This is a genomic window from Kribbella sp. NPDC058693, from assembly GCF_042715335.1.
GTDB lineage: Bacteria > Actinomycetota > Actinomycetes > Propionibacteriales > Kribbellaceae > Kribbella > Kribbella jiaozuonensis.
This window is the reverse complement of sequence record NZ_JBHXSQ010000001.1, coordinates 432,332-447,099: the sequence shown is the minus strand read 5'-3', so window position 1 is coordinate 447,099 and position 14,768 is coordinate 432,332. Positions and strand designations below refer to the sequence as shown.

The 14,768-nt window shown below is 67.6% G+C and carries 18 protein-coding genes; 7 read left to right on the top strand and 11 right to left on the bottom strand.

All coding sequences use genetic code 11. The annotated features are described in order from the left end of the window. Positions 1-108: 108 nt before the first annotated feature. Complete coding sequence (locus tag ACFWUU_RS02135; protein WP_380171934.1) at positions 109-942, top strand: helix-turn-helix transcriptional regulator; 834 nt, start codon at positions 109-111, stop codon at positions 940-942. Here the strand turns inward: ACFWUU_RS02135 and ACFWUU_RS02130 are convergent. Further along, positions 939-1,502: a TetR/AcrR family transcriptional regulator gene (locus ACFWUU_RS02130; protein ID WP_380171932.1), complete on the bottom strand. Its 564-nt coding sequence runs from the start codon at positions 1,500-1,502 to the stop codon at positions 939-941. The two genes, ACFWUU_RS02135 and ACFWUU_RS02130, sit on opposite strands and share 4 nt — an antisense overlap. A gap of 81 nt (positions 1,503-1,583) precedes the next feature. Here ACFWUU_RS02130 and ACFWUU_RS02125 point away from each other — a divergent pair, with 81 nt between their 5' ends. After that, on the top strand, positions 1,584-2,495 hold the full coding sequence (locus ACFWUU_RS02125; RefSeq protein WP_380171930.1) for an aldo/keto reductase: 912 nt from the start codon (positions 1,584-1,586) through the stop codon (positions 2,493-2,495). Here the strand turns inward: ACFWUU_RS02125 and ACFWUU_RS02120 are convergent. After that, entirely contained in the window at positions 2,485-4,182 is a 1,698-nt protein-coding gene (locus ACFWUU_RS02120; protein WP_380171928.1) for a sialidase family protein, read from the bottom strand. The two genes, ACFWUU_RS02125 and ACFWUU_RS02120, sit on opposite strands and share 11 nt — an antisense overlap. Before the next feature lie 397 nt (positions 4,183-4,579). On the opposite strand from ACFWUU_RS02120, the gene ACFWUU_RS02115 reads away from it, so the two are divergent. Next, entirely contained in the window at positions 4,580-4,780 is a 201-nt protein-coding gene (locus ACFWUU_RS02115) for a hypothetical protein (protein ID WP_380171926.1), read from the top strand. Positions 4,781-5,047: 267 nt separating this feature from the next. Next, the gene (locus ACFWUU_RS02110; RefSeq protein ID WP_380171923.1) at positions 5,048-5,287 is read left to right on the top strand and encodes a hypothetical protein; all 240 of its coding nucleotides are present in this window, start codon (positions 5,048-5,050) and stop codon (positions 5,285-5,287) included. 95 nt (positions 5,288-5,382) lie between these two features. On the opposite strand, the gene ACFWUU_RS02105 is transcribed toward ACFWUU_RS02110, so the two are convergent. From ACFWUU_RS02105 to ACFWUU_RS02075, 7 genes are all read right to left on the bottom strand, one after another. Continuing rightward, positions 5,383-5,541 carry a hypothetical protein gene (locus ACFWUU_RS02105; protein ID WP_380171922.1) on the bottom strand — a complete coding sequence of 53 codons (159 nt, stop codon included), beginning with the start codon at positions 5,539-5,541 and terminating at the stop codon, positions 5,383-5,385. Next, a complete protein-coding gene (locus tag ACFWUU_RS02100; protein WP_380171920.1) occupies positions 5,538-6,740 on the bottom strand; it encodes a hypothetical protein in 1,203 nt (400 codons plus the stop codon). The genes ACFWUU_RS02105 and ACFWUU_RS02100 overlap by 4 nt, the downstream gene beginning before the upstream one ends. Before the next feature lie 160 nt (positions 6,741-6,900). Beyond that, on the bottom strand, positions 6,901-7,179 hold the full coding sequence (locus ACFWUU_RS02095; RefSeq protein ID WP_380171918.1) for a hypothetical protein: 279 nt from the start codon (positions 7,177-7,179) through the stop codon (positions 6,901-6,903). A 379-nt stretch (positions 7,180-7,558) separates the two neighbouring features. Next, positions 7,559-7,783, bottom strand: coding sequence for a hypothetical protein (locus ACFWUU_RS02090; protein ID WP_380171916.1), 225 nt, complete (start codon positions 7,781-7,783; stop codon positions 7,559-7,561). A gap of 97 nt (positions 7,784-7,880) precedes the next feature. Beyond that, positions 7,881-8,969: an AAA family ATPase gene (locus ACFWUU_RS02085; protein WP_380171914.1), complete on the bottom strand. Its 1,089-nt coding sequence runs from the start codon at positions 8,967-8,969 to the stop codon at positions 7,881-7,883. Beyond that, positions 8,966-9,211 carry a hypothetical protein gene (locus ACFWUU_RS02080; protein ID WP_380171912.1) on the bottom strand — a complete coding sequence of 82 codons (246 nt, stop codon included), beginning with the start codon at positions 9,209-9,211 and terminating at the stop codon, positions 8,966-8,968. Before ACFWUU_RS02080 ends, ACFWUU_RS02085 begins: the two co-directional genes overlap by 4 nt. A gap of 22 nt (positions 9,212-9,233) precedes the next feature. Next, on the bottom strand, positions 9,234-9,437 hold the full coding sequence (locus ACFWUU_RS02075; RefSeq protein WP_380171911.1) for a helix-turn-helix transcriptional regulator: 204 nt from the start codon (positions 9,435-9,437) through the stop codon (positions 9,234-9,236). A gap of 109 nt (positions 9,438-9,546) precedes the next feature. Here ACFWUU_RS02075 and ACFWUU_RS02070 point away from each other — a divergent pair, with 109 nt between their 5' ends. Continuing rightward, positions 9,547-10,086 (top strand): hypothetical protein, encoded by a 540-nt coding sequence (locus tag ACFWUU_RS02070; RefSeq protein ID WP_380171909.1) that lies wholly within the window; start codon positions 9,547-9,549, stop codon positions 10,084-10,086. Continuing rightward, a complete protein-coding gene (gene xerC, locus ACFWUU_RS02065; RefSeq protein WP_380171907.1) occupies positions 10,086-11,285 on the top strand; it encodes a tyrosine recombinase XerC in 1,200 nt (399 codons plus the stop codon). The genes ACFWUU_RS02070 and xerC overlap by 1 nt, the downstream gene beginning before the upstream one ends. A gap of 33 nt (positions 11,286-11,318) precedes the next feature. On the opposite strand, the gene glnA is transcribed toward xerC, so the two are convergent. Further along, entirely contained in the window at positions 11,319-12,743 is a 1,425-nt protein-coding gene (gene glnA, locus ACFWUU_RS02060) for a type I glutamate--ammonia ligase (protein WP_380171905.1), read from the bottom strand. A gap of 191 nt (positions 12,744-12,934) precedes the next feature. On the opposite strand from glnA, the gene ACFWUU_RS02055 reads away from it, so the two are divergent. Further along, positions 12,935-13,390: an RDD family protein gene (locus ACFWUU_RS02055; RefSeq protein ID WP_380171903.1), complete on the top strand. Its 456-nt coding sequence runs from the start codon at positions 12,935-12,937 to the stop codon at positions 13,388-13,390. Here the strand turns inward: ACFWUU_RS02055 and ACFWUU_RS02050 are convergent, their stop codons facing one another. Beyond that, positions 13,391-14,683 (bottom strand): cyclopropane-fatty-acyl-phospholipid synthase family protein, encoded by a 1,293-nt coding sequence (locus ACFWUU_RS02050; protein WP_137254310.1) that lies wholly within the window; start codon positions 14,681-14,683, stop codon positions 13,391-13,393. It lies immediately after the preceding gene. Positions 14,684-14,768: the final 85 nt, after the last annotated feature.

The window sequence follows — 14,768 nt, the reverse complement described above, 5'->3', positions numbered from 1 at the left end:
TGGGATTGCCTCCAGGCTTGCTGCCGGGCCGACGGCGGAGAAGGCCCACTTCATCCACGGACAGGTTGTCCCTGGTTAGGCCTTGGGGCGTCGCGGATGATGGACGGTGTGATCGATCGTGACGGCCTGGCCGACTTCCTCCGCCGGCGCCGGGAGGTGCTGCACCCGGCCGACGTCGGGCTGCCCGACGGCGCACGCCGCCGTACGCCGGGACTGCGCCGCGAGGAGGTCGCTCAGCTCGCCGGTATGTCCACGGACTACTACTCGCGGCTGGAGCAGTCCCGGGGCGCGAATCCGTCCGAGCCGATCGTCGCGAGCCTGGCCCGCGCCCTCCGCTGCGACCTGGATGAGCGCGACCACCTGTACCACCTGGCCGGCCTCAACCCGCCGCTACGCCGGGCCGGTCGCCACATCCCGCCCGGCATGCTCGCACTGGTCAGCCGTCTGACCGACATTCCGGTGGTCATCTGCACGGATCTCGACGAGGTCCTCTGGCAGAACGCGTTGGCTGACGTCGTCATCGGCCCGCTCGCCGCCGAGGGCCGGGCCCGCAACCTCACCTGGCTGTGGTTCACCGATCCGGCGATCCGGCGCATCTTCCCCGAGGAGGACTGGGACGTCCACTCGGCCTCCCACGTCGCCGACCTGCGCGCGACGTACTCCCGCCGGATGGGCGACGCCGACATCACCGAGCTGGTCGACGATCTGACCGCCCGCAGCGAGGAGTTCCGCGCGTTGTGGCAGCTGCACGAGGTCGCCGTACGCCGTCTGCCGCGCAAGCGCTTCCTGAACCGCGAAGTCGGCGATCTCGACCTGACCTGCGAGACCCTCCTGACTCCTGCGGCCGATCTGCGCGTCCGCGCCTTCCTCCCGATCGAAGGCACCGACGCCCGCGAGAAGCTGGACCTCCTCCGCGTGATCGGCACCCAGAGCTTCGCCTAGCGGAGCCCGTTCACCAGGAGCGCGAGCAGGCGCTCTGTCTGCTCGCGCTGCTGCTCCGGCTCGGCAGCGATCACCGCGCCGGCCATCGCCGCGACCACGTCATCCGGTCGTACGTCGGACCGGAAGATCCCCGCGGCCACCCCGGCGTCGAGGAAGTGCGCGACCGCAGCGGTGAGCCGAGCGCGGGTGTCCGACTGCGTGATCGCACCCGAGGCGACCATGGCGCGTAGCGACATTCCCATCGCCCGCTTGGAGTCGACGAAGTCGAGATAGCGGTGCATCCACGCGAGCAGGCGTTCGTCAGCCGGTCCGGCGGCGGCCATCCCGGGAGCGGCGTCGCAGAGTCGCGCCAACTCCTGGCGGTAGACGGCCTCGAGCAGCGCCTCGCGGTTGGGGAAGTGGCGGTAGAGCGTGGCAACGCCGACCCCGGCCCGTGCCGCGACCCGATCCAGCGACAGCCGCACCTCCGAGCCGTCGCGCGCGGCCAGGGCGAGGTCAGCCAGCTCGTCGCCGGCCGCGACCACAACCTGCTCCCGCTTCCGCGCAGCATCCGCCCGCATAAGTGGAGAAACCTCCAGTTAGTGCTATCGTCGATCCGCAAGTGGAGAAACCTCCATTTCTCACTCTACCTGAGGACTCCGATGACCTCCCAGCGACCAGGCGGCACCGTCAAGCTCGGACAGCACGAGATCAGCAGGATCGGGTACGGCGCGATGCAGCTCGAGCAGGTGGACACCGCCGCGGCCACCGCCGTACTGCGCCGTGCCGTCGAGCTCGGCATCAACCACGTCGACACCGCCTCCTTCTACGGCCACACCACCGTCAACCAACACATCCGGGCCGCCCTGCACCCGTACGCCGACGATCTCGTCATCGTCAGCAAGGTCGGCGCCCGGCGCCTCGAAGTGCCGGTGCGAGTGCGGTTGGGCGAGGTGGAGGCGCCGGTGCACCTGGCGCTGGCGCAACGGCCCGAGCAGTTGCGCGAGCAGATCCACCTCGACCTGACCTCACTCGGCCTCGAACAGGTGCCGGTGGTCAACCTGCGCCGGGCGGACCACGGCCCCGGCTTGATCGCCGAAGGCGACCAGCTGGTTCCTCTCGACGACCAGCTCGCCGAACTGATTGCCCTGCGCAACGAAGGCTTGATCGGCGCGATCGGCCTCAGCAACATCAGCACCGAGCAGCTGAAGCAGGCACTCCCGGCCGGCATCGTCTGCGTCCAGAACGCCTACAGCCTCCTCGACCGCTCCTCCGAGGAACAGCTCCAACTCTGTGCGGCCAACGACATCACCTGGATCCCGTACTTCCCGCTCGGCTCAGCCTTCGACCGGATCCCGTCCCCGACCGAACACCCCGCCGTACAAGCCCTCGCAACCCGCCTCAACACCACCCCGGCGGCCATCTGCCTCGCCTGGATCCTCGCGCACGGCAACCACACCGCCCTGATCCCCGGCACCCGCAGCGTCGACCACCTCGAGGAGAACGTCCGCACAGCAGACGTCGAGCTCGACGAGGAGGCCCTCGCCGAGCTCGACGCCGTCGTCAACGCTTGAGCTGGATGCTCTGGGTGTAGGCGTCCTGGTTCGGGGTGTTCACGCCGGGCCGGCCTCGGAAATCGGTCCAGCACGGGTGGATGCGCAGGTCGTTGCCGATGGCGACGGCCGAGTAGTCGCCGATGAACACGCCCTGTACCTCGGTGCCGTCCGGGTTGACGGCGAGGAACTGGACCTGCGGGTCCTCCGAGACCGTCGTGATCCGCCGGGTGTCGGCCCGGCTGAGCGACTGGGTGCTGGAACCGGCCCAGTACGCGTAGTCGAGGTTGATCCCGTTGCGGTCGTAGTGCCTCGTGTACGACGCGATCGCGACCTTGCCGTCGCGCGCGGCGACCGCGCTGAAGAACTCGTCCTGTGGTGTGCCGATGACCAGCGGGCGGGACCAGTTCTTGCCGTTGCCCGATGCGGACACGACGTTGTCGCCGTTCGTGCGCACAGACGCTCCGGTGGTCGCGTCGTACAGGCCGTTGCGGTCGTCGGACCAGACCACCGTCAGCTTCTCGTTGGTCCGGTCGTAGGTGAGTTGCGGGTAGCTGTTGAGCCGGAAGTTCTCCCCGGTCAGCGTGTCCGGGAAGTCGTAGTTGGTGTCGATGATCGCGTGCCGGAACGTGCGTCCGTGGTCGGTCGAGGTCGCCACCACCGTGGCGTCCCGATCGGTCGCACCGTCACACGCTGCCGTCGCGCAGACCGAGGCCTCGTAGGCGATGTACAGCTGCCCGTCGTTGCCGACCTGCGGGTTCGAGCCCTGGTCGTACGGCGTGATGCCGCCGGGGAAGTTGGTCAGCGAGGGCGGTACCCGGACCGGCGTCCCGAAGTGGGAGCCGAAGTCGACACTGGCCGACGCCATGATCGGCGACTCGAGATAGTTGTCGTCGTTGTCGTAGGTGAACTTGGTCCAGGTCACGTAGACCCGGCCGTTGGACGGGTCCGCAGCGATCCACGGCTTGTCGTTGAAGATGTGGGTCACCGCCGGAGTGCCGTCCGGGTTGACGCCGTTCATCGCGACGACGTGCGGACCGCCCCAGTGCAGGCCGCCGTCGTGGGACACGTTGACGACGATCGCGGTGGCGTCCTGACCGCCGAGCGGCGCGGACCGGCTGAACAGCAGGCTGGCGAAGTACACCGTGTTGCCGGGACCGAAGGCGACGACCGGGTCACCGGACCCGTCGAACCAGCTGAAGGCGCCGGTTCCGCCCGCGGTGATGGTCAGGCCGGGGATCGCGACGTTCCTCCAGCTGTGTCCGCCGTCGAACGACGTGTACGCGAAGCTGGCGCTGTCGTTGCGGTTCTCGCGCGCATTGAACAGCCGGTAGTCGTTGGCGCCGGCAACGATATTGCGCGGGTTCCGCGGGTTGACCGCGATCGTGGTCTCGTTCTGGGCCGCGCTGCACCCGGCCTGCGAGCCCACCGGGACTACCGTGTCTCCGACGATCTGGTCGACGTTCGGTGCCGGGTTCCCGTACGGGTTCGGATGCCCGAGGAACGACTGGCACAGCGCGGACTGCGCCGGGTCGTCCTGATCGGGCTCCTCTTCCTCTGCCAGCACTTCCTTCAGCAACGGGTTGTGCACGGCGACCGCGGCGGCGTCCGAAGTGGCGGCGGTGGCAGGCGTAGCGACCAGTGCGAGCGACCCGATCAGGCTGATGACACCCAGGATCGCCGACCGGCGCATGATTGACGGCCTCACAGTGTTCCCCCTTCCGTGCCCCCGAGGGATAACACAGCGCATTCTGCGCCTCACCGGGAGGCCGGTCCAGGGCAGAGAAAAACCCTGTCCGGACCGGCCGGACAGGGCTTCTCAGCTACGTCTCAGTTAACTCAGACGTCGTAGTACAGCTCGAACTGCCACCGTGGCGTTGGGTGTCGTTGGTAGCCGACGGCAATCGGCGTCTGACCTTGGATCTCTCCGTTGGTGGACGTTGGCGAACGTTGAGCCGATACGGCTGTCTGACGGAACAGGGGCGGAACAGCGGAGCCGCGGACCTCCCCGCAACCGGTCTACCTCAACCCATCAGATCTGAGCGGCCCCCGCCGGTGCTGAAGACACCAGACGAGGGCCTAGACCGAACGCTAGGAGTTCGACCGTGAACACATCATCTACTAATCCCGAGGCGATCAACGCCCTCGTGGATTCGCTGGAGTCGCACGAGGGTGCGATGACCGAGCACGAGCGGCAGCTCTGCTCGACCCTGCTCTACGGGCTCGCGTCCGCCGGCCGCTTGGCGGGGGTTTCCCTCTCCGGTCATCTGCCGGACTTCGACTTCGAGGCCGCGTCCGAGTCTTAGCGGTGGGCGTACGACCAGGGCTACGAGCGCGGCTGGGATGCCCGCATGGACCTCGCGGGCATGGACATGGACGACGTGATCCACGAGATGCGGAATCTCGTCACCGTGCTCGACCGCCTCGCTACCGAGGCAGAGGGGCAGTCATGACCGAGGTGATCCGGGTCAGCATGCCGCTTGTCGAGCAGTTGCTGATCATCGGTGGCGCGTTCGTGACTGGCTTCTTCGGAGGCTGGTGGACGCGCGGCAAGTAGAGAGAGGATTTGAGCCATGGAGCTCAGTCGGAGAAGTTGGGTCCCGGACATCGAACTGATGGCACAGCAGCTGATCGCTGATGTCAGGACCGCCGAGACCGAGTACGAAGGCAACCTAGACGCTGTCGGCACGTTCAACGTGTTCGAGCAGGTCGCGGCAGCCGCCGGCGAAGAGTTGCAGCCGGATGACTACCAATCGCTGGCGATTCTGTTGGCGAGGATGTGCGCTGGTTTCGTACCGATGCCGGACGTCTGATCCGGCGTACGCACGCAACGCAGCACCCCACCGGCACGGGGGAACCGGTGGGGTGCTGCTGTGTGACCGGGCGCAACCCTGCTACGGACGCCCGGTCAGAACAAGATGCGCATCGACGGCTGTTCGGCTGCCGCGTGCCGGGCGAGCTTCTCGAGGTCGTCGCCGTCGAGCTCGGTCCAAATCCGGACCACGCGCGGCGGTTCCTTGTCGCGCCGACGTTCGGTGGACTTGGCCGTAGCGCGCTTGCTGGTCACGGGGTGACCACGTCGACCATGATCGCGAACCCGGACGCGCCACCGACCAGGCCGAGGCCGTAGCCCGCGATCGTCGACGTCGCGACGGTCAGCACGGACGTCTTGGGCAGGTAGTCGGTCTCGGTGATGACCGGCTGGGCTTCGAAGTACCGCGCGCCGGCTGCCAGGTTCGCGACCGTGATGAACCCGGTGTTGACCGCCGAGCTCGGGTACACCAGCGCACCGGAGAACTTCGTGAACCCTTCGGCCTGGGTGACACCACCGATCGGGGACACGTCCTGCAGCAACGCGGCGTTGGCCGGGTTCACCAGGATCACCAGATCCGCGGCGTCCGCGGCGGCGGTGTTGTCGATCACCTGCGCCATGGCCGTACGGATCGCGGCCGGCACGTCCGCGGTGAACGCGACCGCGGAACCGGCAGCGGTCTCGGTCGCGTCGATCAGCACCTTGTCGAGGTCCTTCGCGCAGGCGATCGTGTGCATGCCGACGATCGCGCCGGCGTCGGCACCGATCAGCGACTCGCGGGACAGGTCGGTCCACCGGCCGAAGCGGGCCAGCGTCACCGATCCGGCAGTCGACGCGGCGTACTCGGAGAGGGTGACGGTCTCGGCGACGCTCGCTGATGCCGTGGGCAACGTCAGGTTCGGGACCTGGGCGAAGATCGCGTCCACCGGCTGCTGCGGTACCCCGGCGGCCATGTGCAGCAGCCGCGGGCCGTTCAGGACGTTCGAGCCCCACGCCCGCGGAGCACCGAACGTGCCAGTCGTCAGCGCAGCACGTTGCTCCATGGCGCCGAACCGTCCGGACGTGCGGGAGTCGATCGCGGCCTGCACCGCATCGAGGGTCTGCGACGTGTACGCCAGCGGATGCCGGGACTCAGCCGCGGATGAGCCACCGGCCCGGTACGTCGCGTCGCGCGTGTTCAGCTGGCCATCGAGCGCCGCGTCCTCGGCCTGCAGCTTCTTCAGGGCCGCGATCTCGCCATCGGCCAGAGAGACATCCTCGGCGGCCGCGCGCTTCTGTTCCATCAGCTGCCGGGCCCGGTCAGCCTCGGCATCGTTCAGCAAGCTCCGGCCGGCGTTCTCGGCCAGCGACTGCAGATCCTTGACGCCACGGACGGCGTCGTTGACGCGCCGCTCGGCGTCGCGCCGCTTCGACTCAGCGGCAGCGATCAACTGGGGGTAAGTGGATGTGGTCACAGGGCACCTTCTTCAGGGCATGCGGGATCAGGGAAGTCGATCCGCGCCCGTAGCCACGGTCCGCACCTACCAACGTGGCCGAATCCGGATGCCGACCGGAGACCCGGCCCGCCCCAATCCCGCTCGGGAGGTGCTGACGCCATGCTACGGCCAGACACGCTCAATCCTCCAACCCCGACACGTCATCCGGCGCCACAGGAGCACCCGGCATGTCGGCCGGATCGATGCCGCGCCGGCGGGCGATGGCGTCGGCAACGAGCAGATACAGCGATTCCTTGTCCGGTCCCGGCTCGAACTCAGGGTTCGTCTCGTCCAGCCGGCCACGGAGCTCGAGCAAGCCATTCTCGGTCAACAGCCCAGCCGCGACCTGCTGCCGCCACTCGTGGAACAAGACTCGCCGGGCAAGCAGACCAGCTGCCTCGGGGGTGAACTCGGTCATCGTCGGGGTTCTCCTTGGATTCGTTCGTCGCACCGCCTGCGAGACGGTGAATGTGGGGGGTGGGGAGTAGGGAAACGCTACGGATAGACACCAGATGAGTGCGGTCATAGCTGGTCCTGGGTCTGAAAAACCGTGACCTGAGTCAGTCATTCTTCGGGGCGGGAGCGAGTGGTTCGGTGATCCCCCATCGCGCCATCAGGCGCGCGCTCATCGAGCGTTCGCCGGGTGGTCTGAGTGGGCATCGCCGGGTGTGTCGTACGACGATGGTGATGCAGCCGCCGATGGGGTCGCGGGTGGGGTGTGAGCATGCCGGTGCAGACGCTGCAGCCGCCGGGTTGTGCGGCTTGGTCGAGTTGGCTGAGGGTGAACTGACAGCTGGTCATCGGCCGGCCTCCGATCGGGTGGAGCTGTGTACTGGCTTGTCGAGGATGACGATGAGGTCGCGGACGGCGGGGATGTTGCGGCAGCGCTTGCCGTGGCCGCAGGTGCAGAACCAGCCTTCGGTGGGCAGGTGGCCGATGCGGTGAGTCTTGCTGTCGTCGGTGGTGACGAGTGCGTCGACGACGCGGTGGGCTGCGACGACGTGCCGGATGGTGATCTTCATGCCTGCCGATCCTTGGTCCACGAGGGTCGGGGACTCCCGGTGTCCCACACATACCTTCGGTATATGTGTGTGGGACTTGGGACTCCTGTCCCGCGGGTCATTGGGACTCCGTGGGACTGATGGGAATCTCTTCCTGCCGGTTGTCGACGGCGAGGGTGTAGACGGTGCTGCGACCTTCCTTGCGTTCGATCACCAATCCCTTGCCGATAAGGGCTTTGATGGATCTGTAGTACGTCGTCTTGGGCTGGTTCGTGGCTTCCTTAAGCTCGGACTTGGTAGCTCCGGCCGTCCCAAAGGAGTCCCGAATTACGCTCAAAAGCTCCAGCTCCGATTCGGTGCCTAAGGCAACGAGTCCCACGGCCTCGTGGGACAAAATCGCTGACTCTCCGCAACTGATCAAACTGAGAGTCATCGCGGGCTGTGCCGGCGCGTCCTTCTGCTTCGGGTTGGTGACGCCGACGGTGCTGCCGTCCTTGCTGGTCCGGATGATCGTCGTGGCCGCTCCCTCGAGCGCGGTGGAGCCGCGGAGGTTGTCGCCGTTGCGTGGCTCATGGTGGACGACGAGCACGCAGGCGCCGGACTCTCGGCGGAGCCGTTCGAGCGCCTCGACGAACAGGCCCATGTCGCGGCTGGAGTTCTCCTCGGCGCCGGTCGTGACGCGTGCTTGGGTGTCGAGGATGACCAGGAGTGGACGGAGCTCGGCGAGCAACTGGGAGAACGCGGACACGTCGAGCGAGGTCATCAGGTGAACAGGCACCGGGAGGAACGCCACCTGGTCGACCGCGGTGCCGTTGGCCAGCGACCAGGCCTCGACCCGCCGGCCGAGCCCGGATGCGCCCTCGGCGATCACGTACACGACTCGTCCGGGGGTGGTGTCGTGGCCGTGCCAGGATCGGCCGGTGCCGATGGAGCAGGCGAGGTCGACGGCGAGGAACGACTTCGCATGGCCCGGCTTGCCGCTGAGCCAGGCGAGGGAATCGGCGTACAGCCATCCGTCGACGATCGGCTCGGGTGGCCGGATGTCCCGGAGGCCGGCCGCGTCGACCAGGAGGGCGCGGAGCTCGTCCGCGCGCACCTTGCTGCGGTTGCTTGCGGATTGCTCGCCGGCCTGCTCGTCCTCGTCCCAGGGCGGCGGTATGTCGACGTCGCCGTAGTCGCGCCCGTAGGCGATGGGGAGTTCGGTCATGACGCTTGCTCCCGGCAAGGGCAGCTGTTCCGCCTGCTCCAGCCTTCGCGCTCGAGTACGCCGAGCGCGCCGCATCGGCCCGCGCACGGATCAGGTTCGGCTGGTTCGGGCGCGATGCCGGCGCTGAGCCAGGCCGCCTCGAGCGCGGCGAGGATGCGGCGGCGATGACGACGCGCAAGGTCCGGGGTGCGTTGTACCCTGGCCTCGATCGTCTCGCCGACGTCCGTGGATCCGGTCTCCATCAGGAGGCCGGATCTTTCGTTGTTAGGCGGCATCCCCGCCACCCGACTGTGCCTCACGCTCTGCCTTGAGCCAAGCCTCCACATCCTCGGCGGCGTACAGCACGCGGCGGCCCAGCTTGAAGCTCGCGGGTCCCTTCCGGATGTGTCGCCAGTACCGCACCGTCTCAGGCGCCGTCCGGCATAGCTCGGCAACCTCCGGTGTGGTCAGGTACCTCACTTCGGACATTCCGCCCCTCCTTTCGCTTGTCACCGTTGGGAACTGTTGACAACAGTGGCACGGTGGGGGCAGGGTTGTCCCTGCCAACAAGGCAGGGGCTTCTGGCGAGGAGAACACCGTGGTCTGGGAAGGTAAGCGACAGGTCACCGGCAGTGGGTTGGTGGGACTGGGCGATGGCGTCACTGCCAAAGAGGCGACGTTGACGTTCGAGGGCATCAAGGGTTCGCCGGATGCGACGGTGCGGTTCGAGTTGCGCGACGGTCGGCCGGAATGCGTCGAGATCAACGTGCGTGCCAAGCCGACCGGGCGTGGCATCCGGTCCGCCGACATTCGGATGTTCAACGTGGACGAGTTGACGATCGACGTATTCACCGAACTCGGCACCGTCGGCGTACGCGACGAACAGGTGATCGTTGCAACTGCTCGGTCGGTCCGAGAGGCACGGTCGGAACGCCGCGGTACCGTCTCTCGCGCGGAGCTCGAGAAGGTCGCCCGAATCTACCGGGAGTACCTCAACGACAAGCATGGGCCGACAGCAGCTGTCCGGGCGGCCGGAGGGTACACCGAGCGGACCGCCGCCCGCAGGGTCAAGCAGGCCGAAGAGGCGGGACTCCTGCCGAAGACCACGCCAGGCAAGCGCCGAGGGGGCGGGGACTGATGGGCTTCACGAAGGATCTCTGGAACACAACCGTCACGGATGCCGAGGGCAACAAGACAAAGGTTCCCACCGCACGGAACGGCAAGGGCAAACGCTGGCTGGCGGTCTGGCACGAGTCCGATGGACGGGAGCGCACGAAGGCGTTCGAGCGGAAGGTGGACGCTGATCGGTACTGGCCAGGCCAGGAGACCGACGTCAACCGCGGGACATACGTCAGCCCGGCGGACGCGAAGACCACAGTCGACGAGTGGTGCACGACCTGGCTCAAGGGGTACGCCACCCGGCGCGCCTCGACCGTGCGCCAGGCCAAGACGCACGTCGCGCTGATCCGGAAGGCCTTCGGGGAGCTGCCTCTCAACGGCGTGCGCCCGTCCGCGGTTCGGAGCTGGTGTGCGCAGTTGAAGGGCGACGGCTACGAGGCGTCGTACGTCTACGCGCTGCACGCGCGGCTGAGTCAGATCATGGCCGACGCGGTGCACGACGGGATCCTGAACAAGAATCCGTGCAGCCGGCGCACATCGCCCGGCGCCGGAAAGCAGAAGCCGTACTGCGCGACCACCGAGCAGGTCTGGGCGTTGTACGACGCGTTCCCGGAGCACCTGAGGCCTGCGATCCTGCTGGGAGCGTTCGTCGGGCTGCGGACCGCCGAGGCCTGCGGCGCCCGGATCGAGGACACAGACTTCATGCGCGGCGTGTTCACCCCGGCTGTCCAGTGGCCGGCGCAGCCGTTGAAGACGGACGCGTCCAAGACGCCGGTGCCGATGCCGGCCGAGCTCTCACTTCAGCTCTCGGCCGCCGTCGGCCGCTGGGGGAGCGAGTGGCTCGTGACGGACAGCGCGGGCGGTCAGGCGTCGACCTGGTCGATCGACCGGGCGATGCGATCGGTACGGAAGCGGCACGTCAAGCCGCTGCCACACGACCACGCGAAGGACTGCCGCGGTTGTCTGGTTCCGGGGCTGCCGGCCGAGTTCGTGTTCCACGACCTGCGGCACTACCTCGCGTCGCTACTGATCGCCTCGGGAGCCGACGTGAAGGTGGTGCAGGCCAGGCTTCGGCACGCGAGCGCGAAGACGACGCTCGACACGTACAGCCACTTGTGGCCGGACGCAGACGAGTCGACCCGCGCCGCCGTTGGTGCTGTGCTGGCGGCACGGGTCGGGAGTCTCACGGAACAGCCACGGAACGCGGGGGAGTCATGATGACGTTCCCGCAGGTCAGCGGCCGATCACCGGTCACACGTCGTAGTACAGCTCGAACTCGTGCGGGTGCGGGCGGAGCTGGATCGGGGCGATCTCGGACTCGCGCTTGAGGTCGATCCAGGTCTCGATCAGGTCCTCGGTGAAGACGTCGCCCTCGAGCAGGAAGGCGTGGTCGGCCTCGAGCGAGTCGATCACGGCCGGCAGCGAGGTGGGGACCTGCGGGATGCCCGCGTGCTCCTCCGGCGGCAGCTCGTACAGGTCCTTGTCGACCGGGTCGGCCGGCTCGATCTTGTTGCGGATACCGTCCAGGCCGGCCAGCAGCTGGGCCGAGAAGGCCAGGTACGGGTTCGCCGACGGGTCGGGGCAGCGGAACTCGATCCGCTTCGCCTTCGGGTTCGACCCGGTGATCGGGATCCGGATGCAGGCCGAGCGGTTGCGCTGCGAGTAGACCAGGTTGACCGGGGCCTCGAAGCCCGGCACCAGGCGGTGGTACGAGTTCACCGTCGGGTTGGTGAAGGCCAGCAGCGACGGGGCGTGCTTGAGCAGACCGCCGATGTACCAGCGGGCGATGTCGGACAGGCCGCCGTACCCGGACTCGTCGTAGAACAGCGCGTCGCCGTTGGAGAACAGCGACTGGTGGACGTGCATCCCCGAGCCGTTGTCGCCGAAGATCGGCTTCGGCATGAAGGTCGCCGTCTTGCCGGCCGCCCACGCGGTGTTCTTGACGATGTACTTGAACTTCATCAGGTTGTCGGCGGTCTTCAGCAGCTCGTCGAAGCGGAAGTTGATCTCCGCCTGACCCGCCGTACCGACCTCGTGGTGCGCACGCTCGACGACCAGGCCGGCCTTCTCCAGCGCCAGCGTGATGTCGTCACGCAGCTCGCCGAAGTGGTCGGTCGGCGCGACCGGGAAGTAGCCGCCCTTGTAGCGGACCTTGTAGCCGCGGTTACCGCCGTCCTCGACCCGGCCGGTGTTCCAGGCGCCGGCGACCGAGTCGATCGCGTAGTACCCGGTGTTGGCCTTGGTCTCGAACCGGACGTCGTCGAAGACGTAGAACTCGGCCTCCGGCGCGAAGAACGCGGTGTCCGCGATCCCGGTCGACTTCAGGTACTCCTGCGCCTTGCGCGCGATGTTGCGCGGGTCACGCGAGTACGCCTCGCCGGTGAGCGGGTCGTGGACGAAGAAGTTGATGGCCAGCGTCTTCGTCCCGCGGAACGTGTCGAGGAAGGCCGTGGTCGGGTCGGGCAGCAGCTTCATGTCCGATTCGTGGATCTGCTGGAACCCGCGCACCGACGAACCGTCGAACATCAGGCCGTCTTCGAAGACCTCCGGCCCGAACGACGACACCGGGACGGTGAAGTGCTGCATGATGCCCGGCAGGTCGGAGAACCGGACATCGATGATCTCGATGCCCTCGTCCTTGACGTAGGCGAGCAGCTCCTCAGCGCTGGAAAACATACGTACTCCTAGGGTGGCTCAGAGATTGCATCTGAACGTAGGGCCCGCCGGTTTCTCCGTCGTGACCCTGATGTTTCGCGGATGTTACGCCCAGCGTGTCCGCGCTGACCCACTGGTGTACGGCGGCTACGCCCTGAGATCTTCCGGTCCTGGGTGAACCGGTCGCTGGCGCCGTCCGTAGGCTAGTCATCATGGCATCGTCGGCGCAGCCGGGCACAGGACCCACCGAAGAATTCCGATTTCCGGGGAGCCGGCTGGGTCTGCCGGAGGACGGCCCGGGCTCGGTCGCGGGCTGGGGGCGCCGGCTGCTGGCGCTGCTGATCGACTGGCTGATCGCCGGCCTGGTCGCGTCGGTCGTGGTCGGCAAGCCGATGTGGGCGGGCGGCAACGACTACAACACGTCACACCTGGCGATCTTCTTCCTGATCACCGCGATCCTGACCGGCCTGGCCGGCGGTACCATCGGCCACCGGATCTGCGGGCTGCGCGTGCTCAACCTGAAGAGCAAGGACGTTCCGCAGGTCGGGCTGCTCGGGGGAGTGATCAGGTCGTTCCTGATCTGCCTGCTGATCCCGGCGGTGATCTTCGATCGCGATCACCGCGGCCTGCACGACCTGGCCGCGAAGACGGTCGTCGTACGGCGTTGATCAGCGGCGCGTGAGCCGGAGTTGTACGTCGTCGAGGTATCCGGTGCGGAAGCCGGCCTCGGAGTACGCGAGGTAGAACTCCCACATCCGCCCGAACGTGTCGTCGAAGCCCAATGCGGAGATGGCCGGCCAGCGCTCGACGAAGCGGTTCCGCCAGACCCGCAGCGTGCGCGCGTAGTCCGCGCCGAGGTGCCGTACGACGTCCGCCCGCAGGCCGGTGTGCTGGGCGGTGACGTCCTCGATCACCTTGATCGACGGGATCAGGCCGCCGGGGAAGATGTACTTCTGCACCCAGGTGAACGTGTTCCGGGTCGCCAGCATCCGCTCGTGCGGCATCACGATCGCCTGTACGACGGCGACGCCGCCCGGCGCCAACCGGCGCTCGATCGCCTCGAAGTACACCGGCCAGTACTTCTCGCCGACCGCCTCGATCATCTCCACACTCAGTACGGCGTCGAACTCGCCGATCTGGTCGCGGTAGTCCCGCAGCGCGACCTGCACCCGGTCGCCGACGCCCGCATCCGCGATCCGGCGCTGCGCCAGCAACGCCTGCTGCGAAGCGATCGTGATCGCCGTCACCCACGCGCCACGCTGGGCCGCCCGGATCGCGAGACTCGCCCAGCCGCACCCGATGTCGAGCACCCGCGACCCGGACACAATCCCGGCCGCATCGAGGATCGAGTCGAGCTTGCGCAGCTGGGCATCGGTCAGCTCGTCGTACGACGCCGTTGCCAGATCACTGTGAGCAGCATCACCGAAGTACGCCGCCGAATAGGTCAGCGTCGGATCGAGGAACTCCGCGAACATCGCGTTGCTGAGGTCGTAGTGCCGGCTGATGTTCTCCCGCGCGCCGGCCCGGTCGTTCTCCTGGTCGCCCGGCTGGGAGCGGGTGACCAGCCAGCGCAGCGACTGCGCCCACTTCGGCAGCAGGTGCCGGGTCTCCTCGTTGCTGAACCGCTCCGCGAACGGGACCAGCAGGTCGGCCAGGTCGGTGCCCGGCTCCGGATCCCAGTCGCCCGCCAGATACGCCTCGCCGAACCCGGAGCCCGCGTCGTGCCCGAGCCGGTCCAGGAACGCCGACGTCCGGTGCACCCGCATCGCCGGCCCGCCGAGACCGTACGACCGGTTGCTGTCCAGGTGGATCGTGGCGGGCAGGTCCTTGGCGATCAGCTTGATCGCGGTGGCCGCGCCGTACCTCCGGACCGGATTCGAGCGTGGCCGAGCCAGTGTCGGCCACGTCTCGGCCACCGGTTGGTGCACACGTCGGTGCACTGGCGGCATCAGATCCGTCATGTCAGCTGTTCCCCTGTAATCCGTCCTGGTCGCACCCTAAGGGCTCCCAGCCTCCCCACGGCGCATGTCTGAACAGATCAACTGT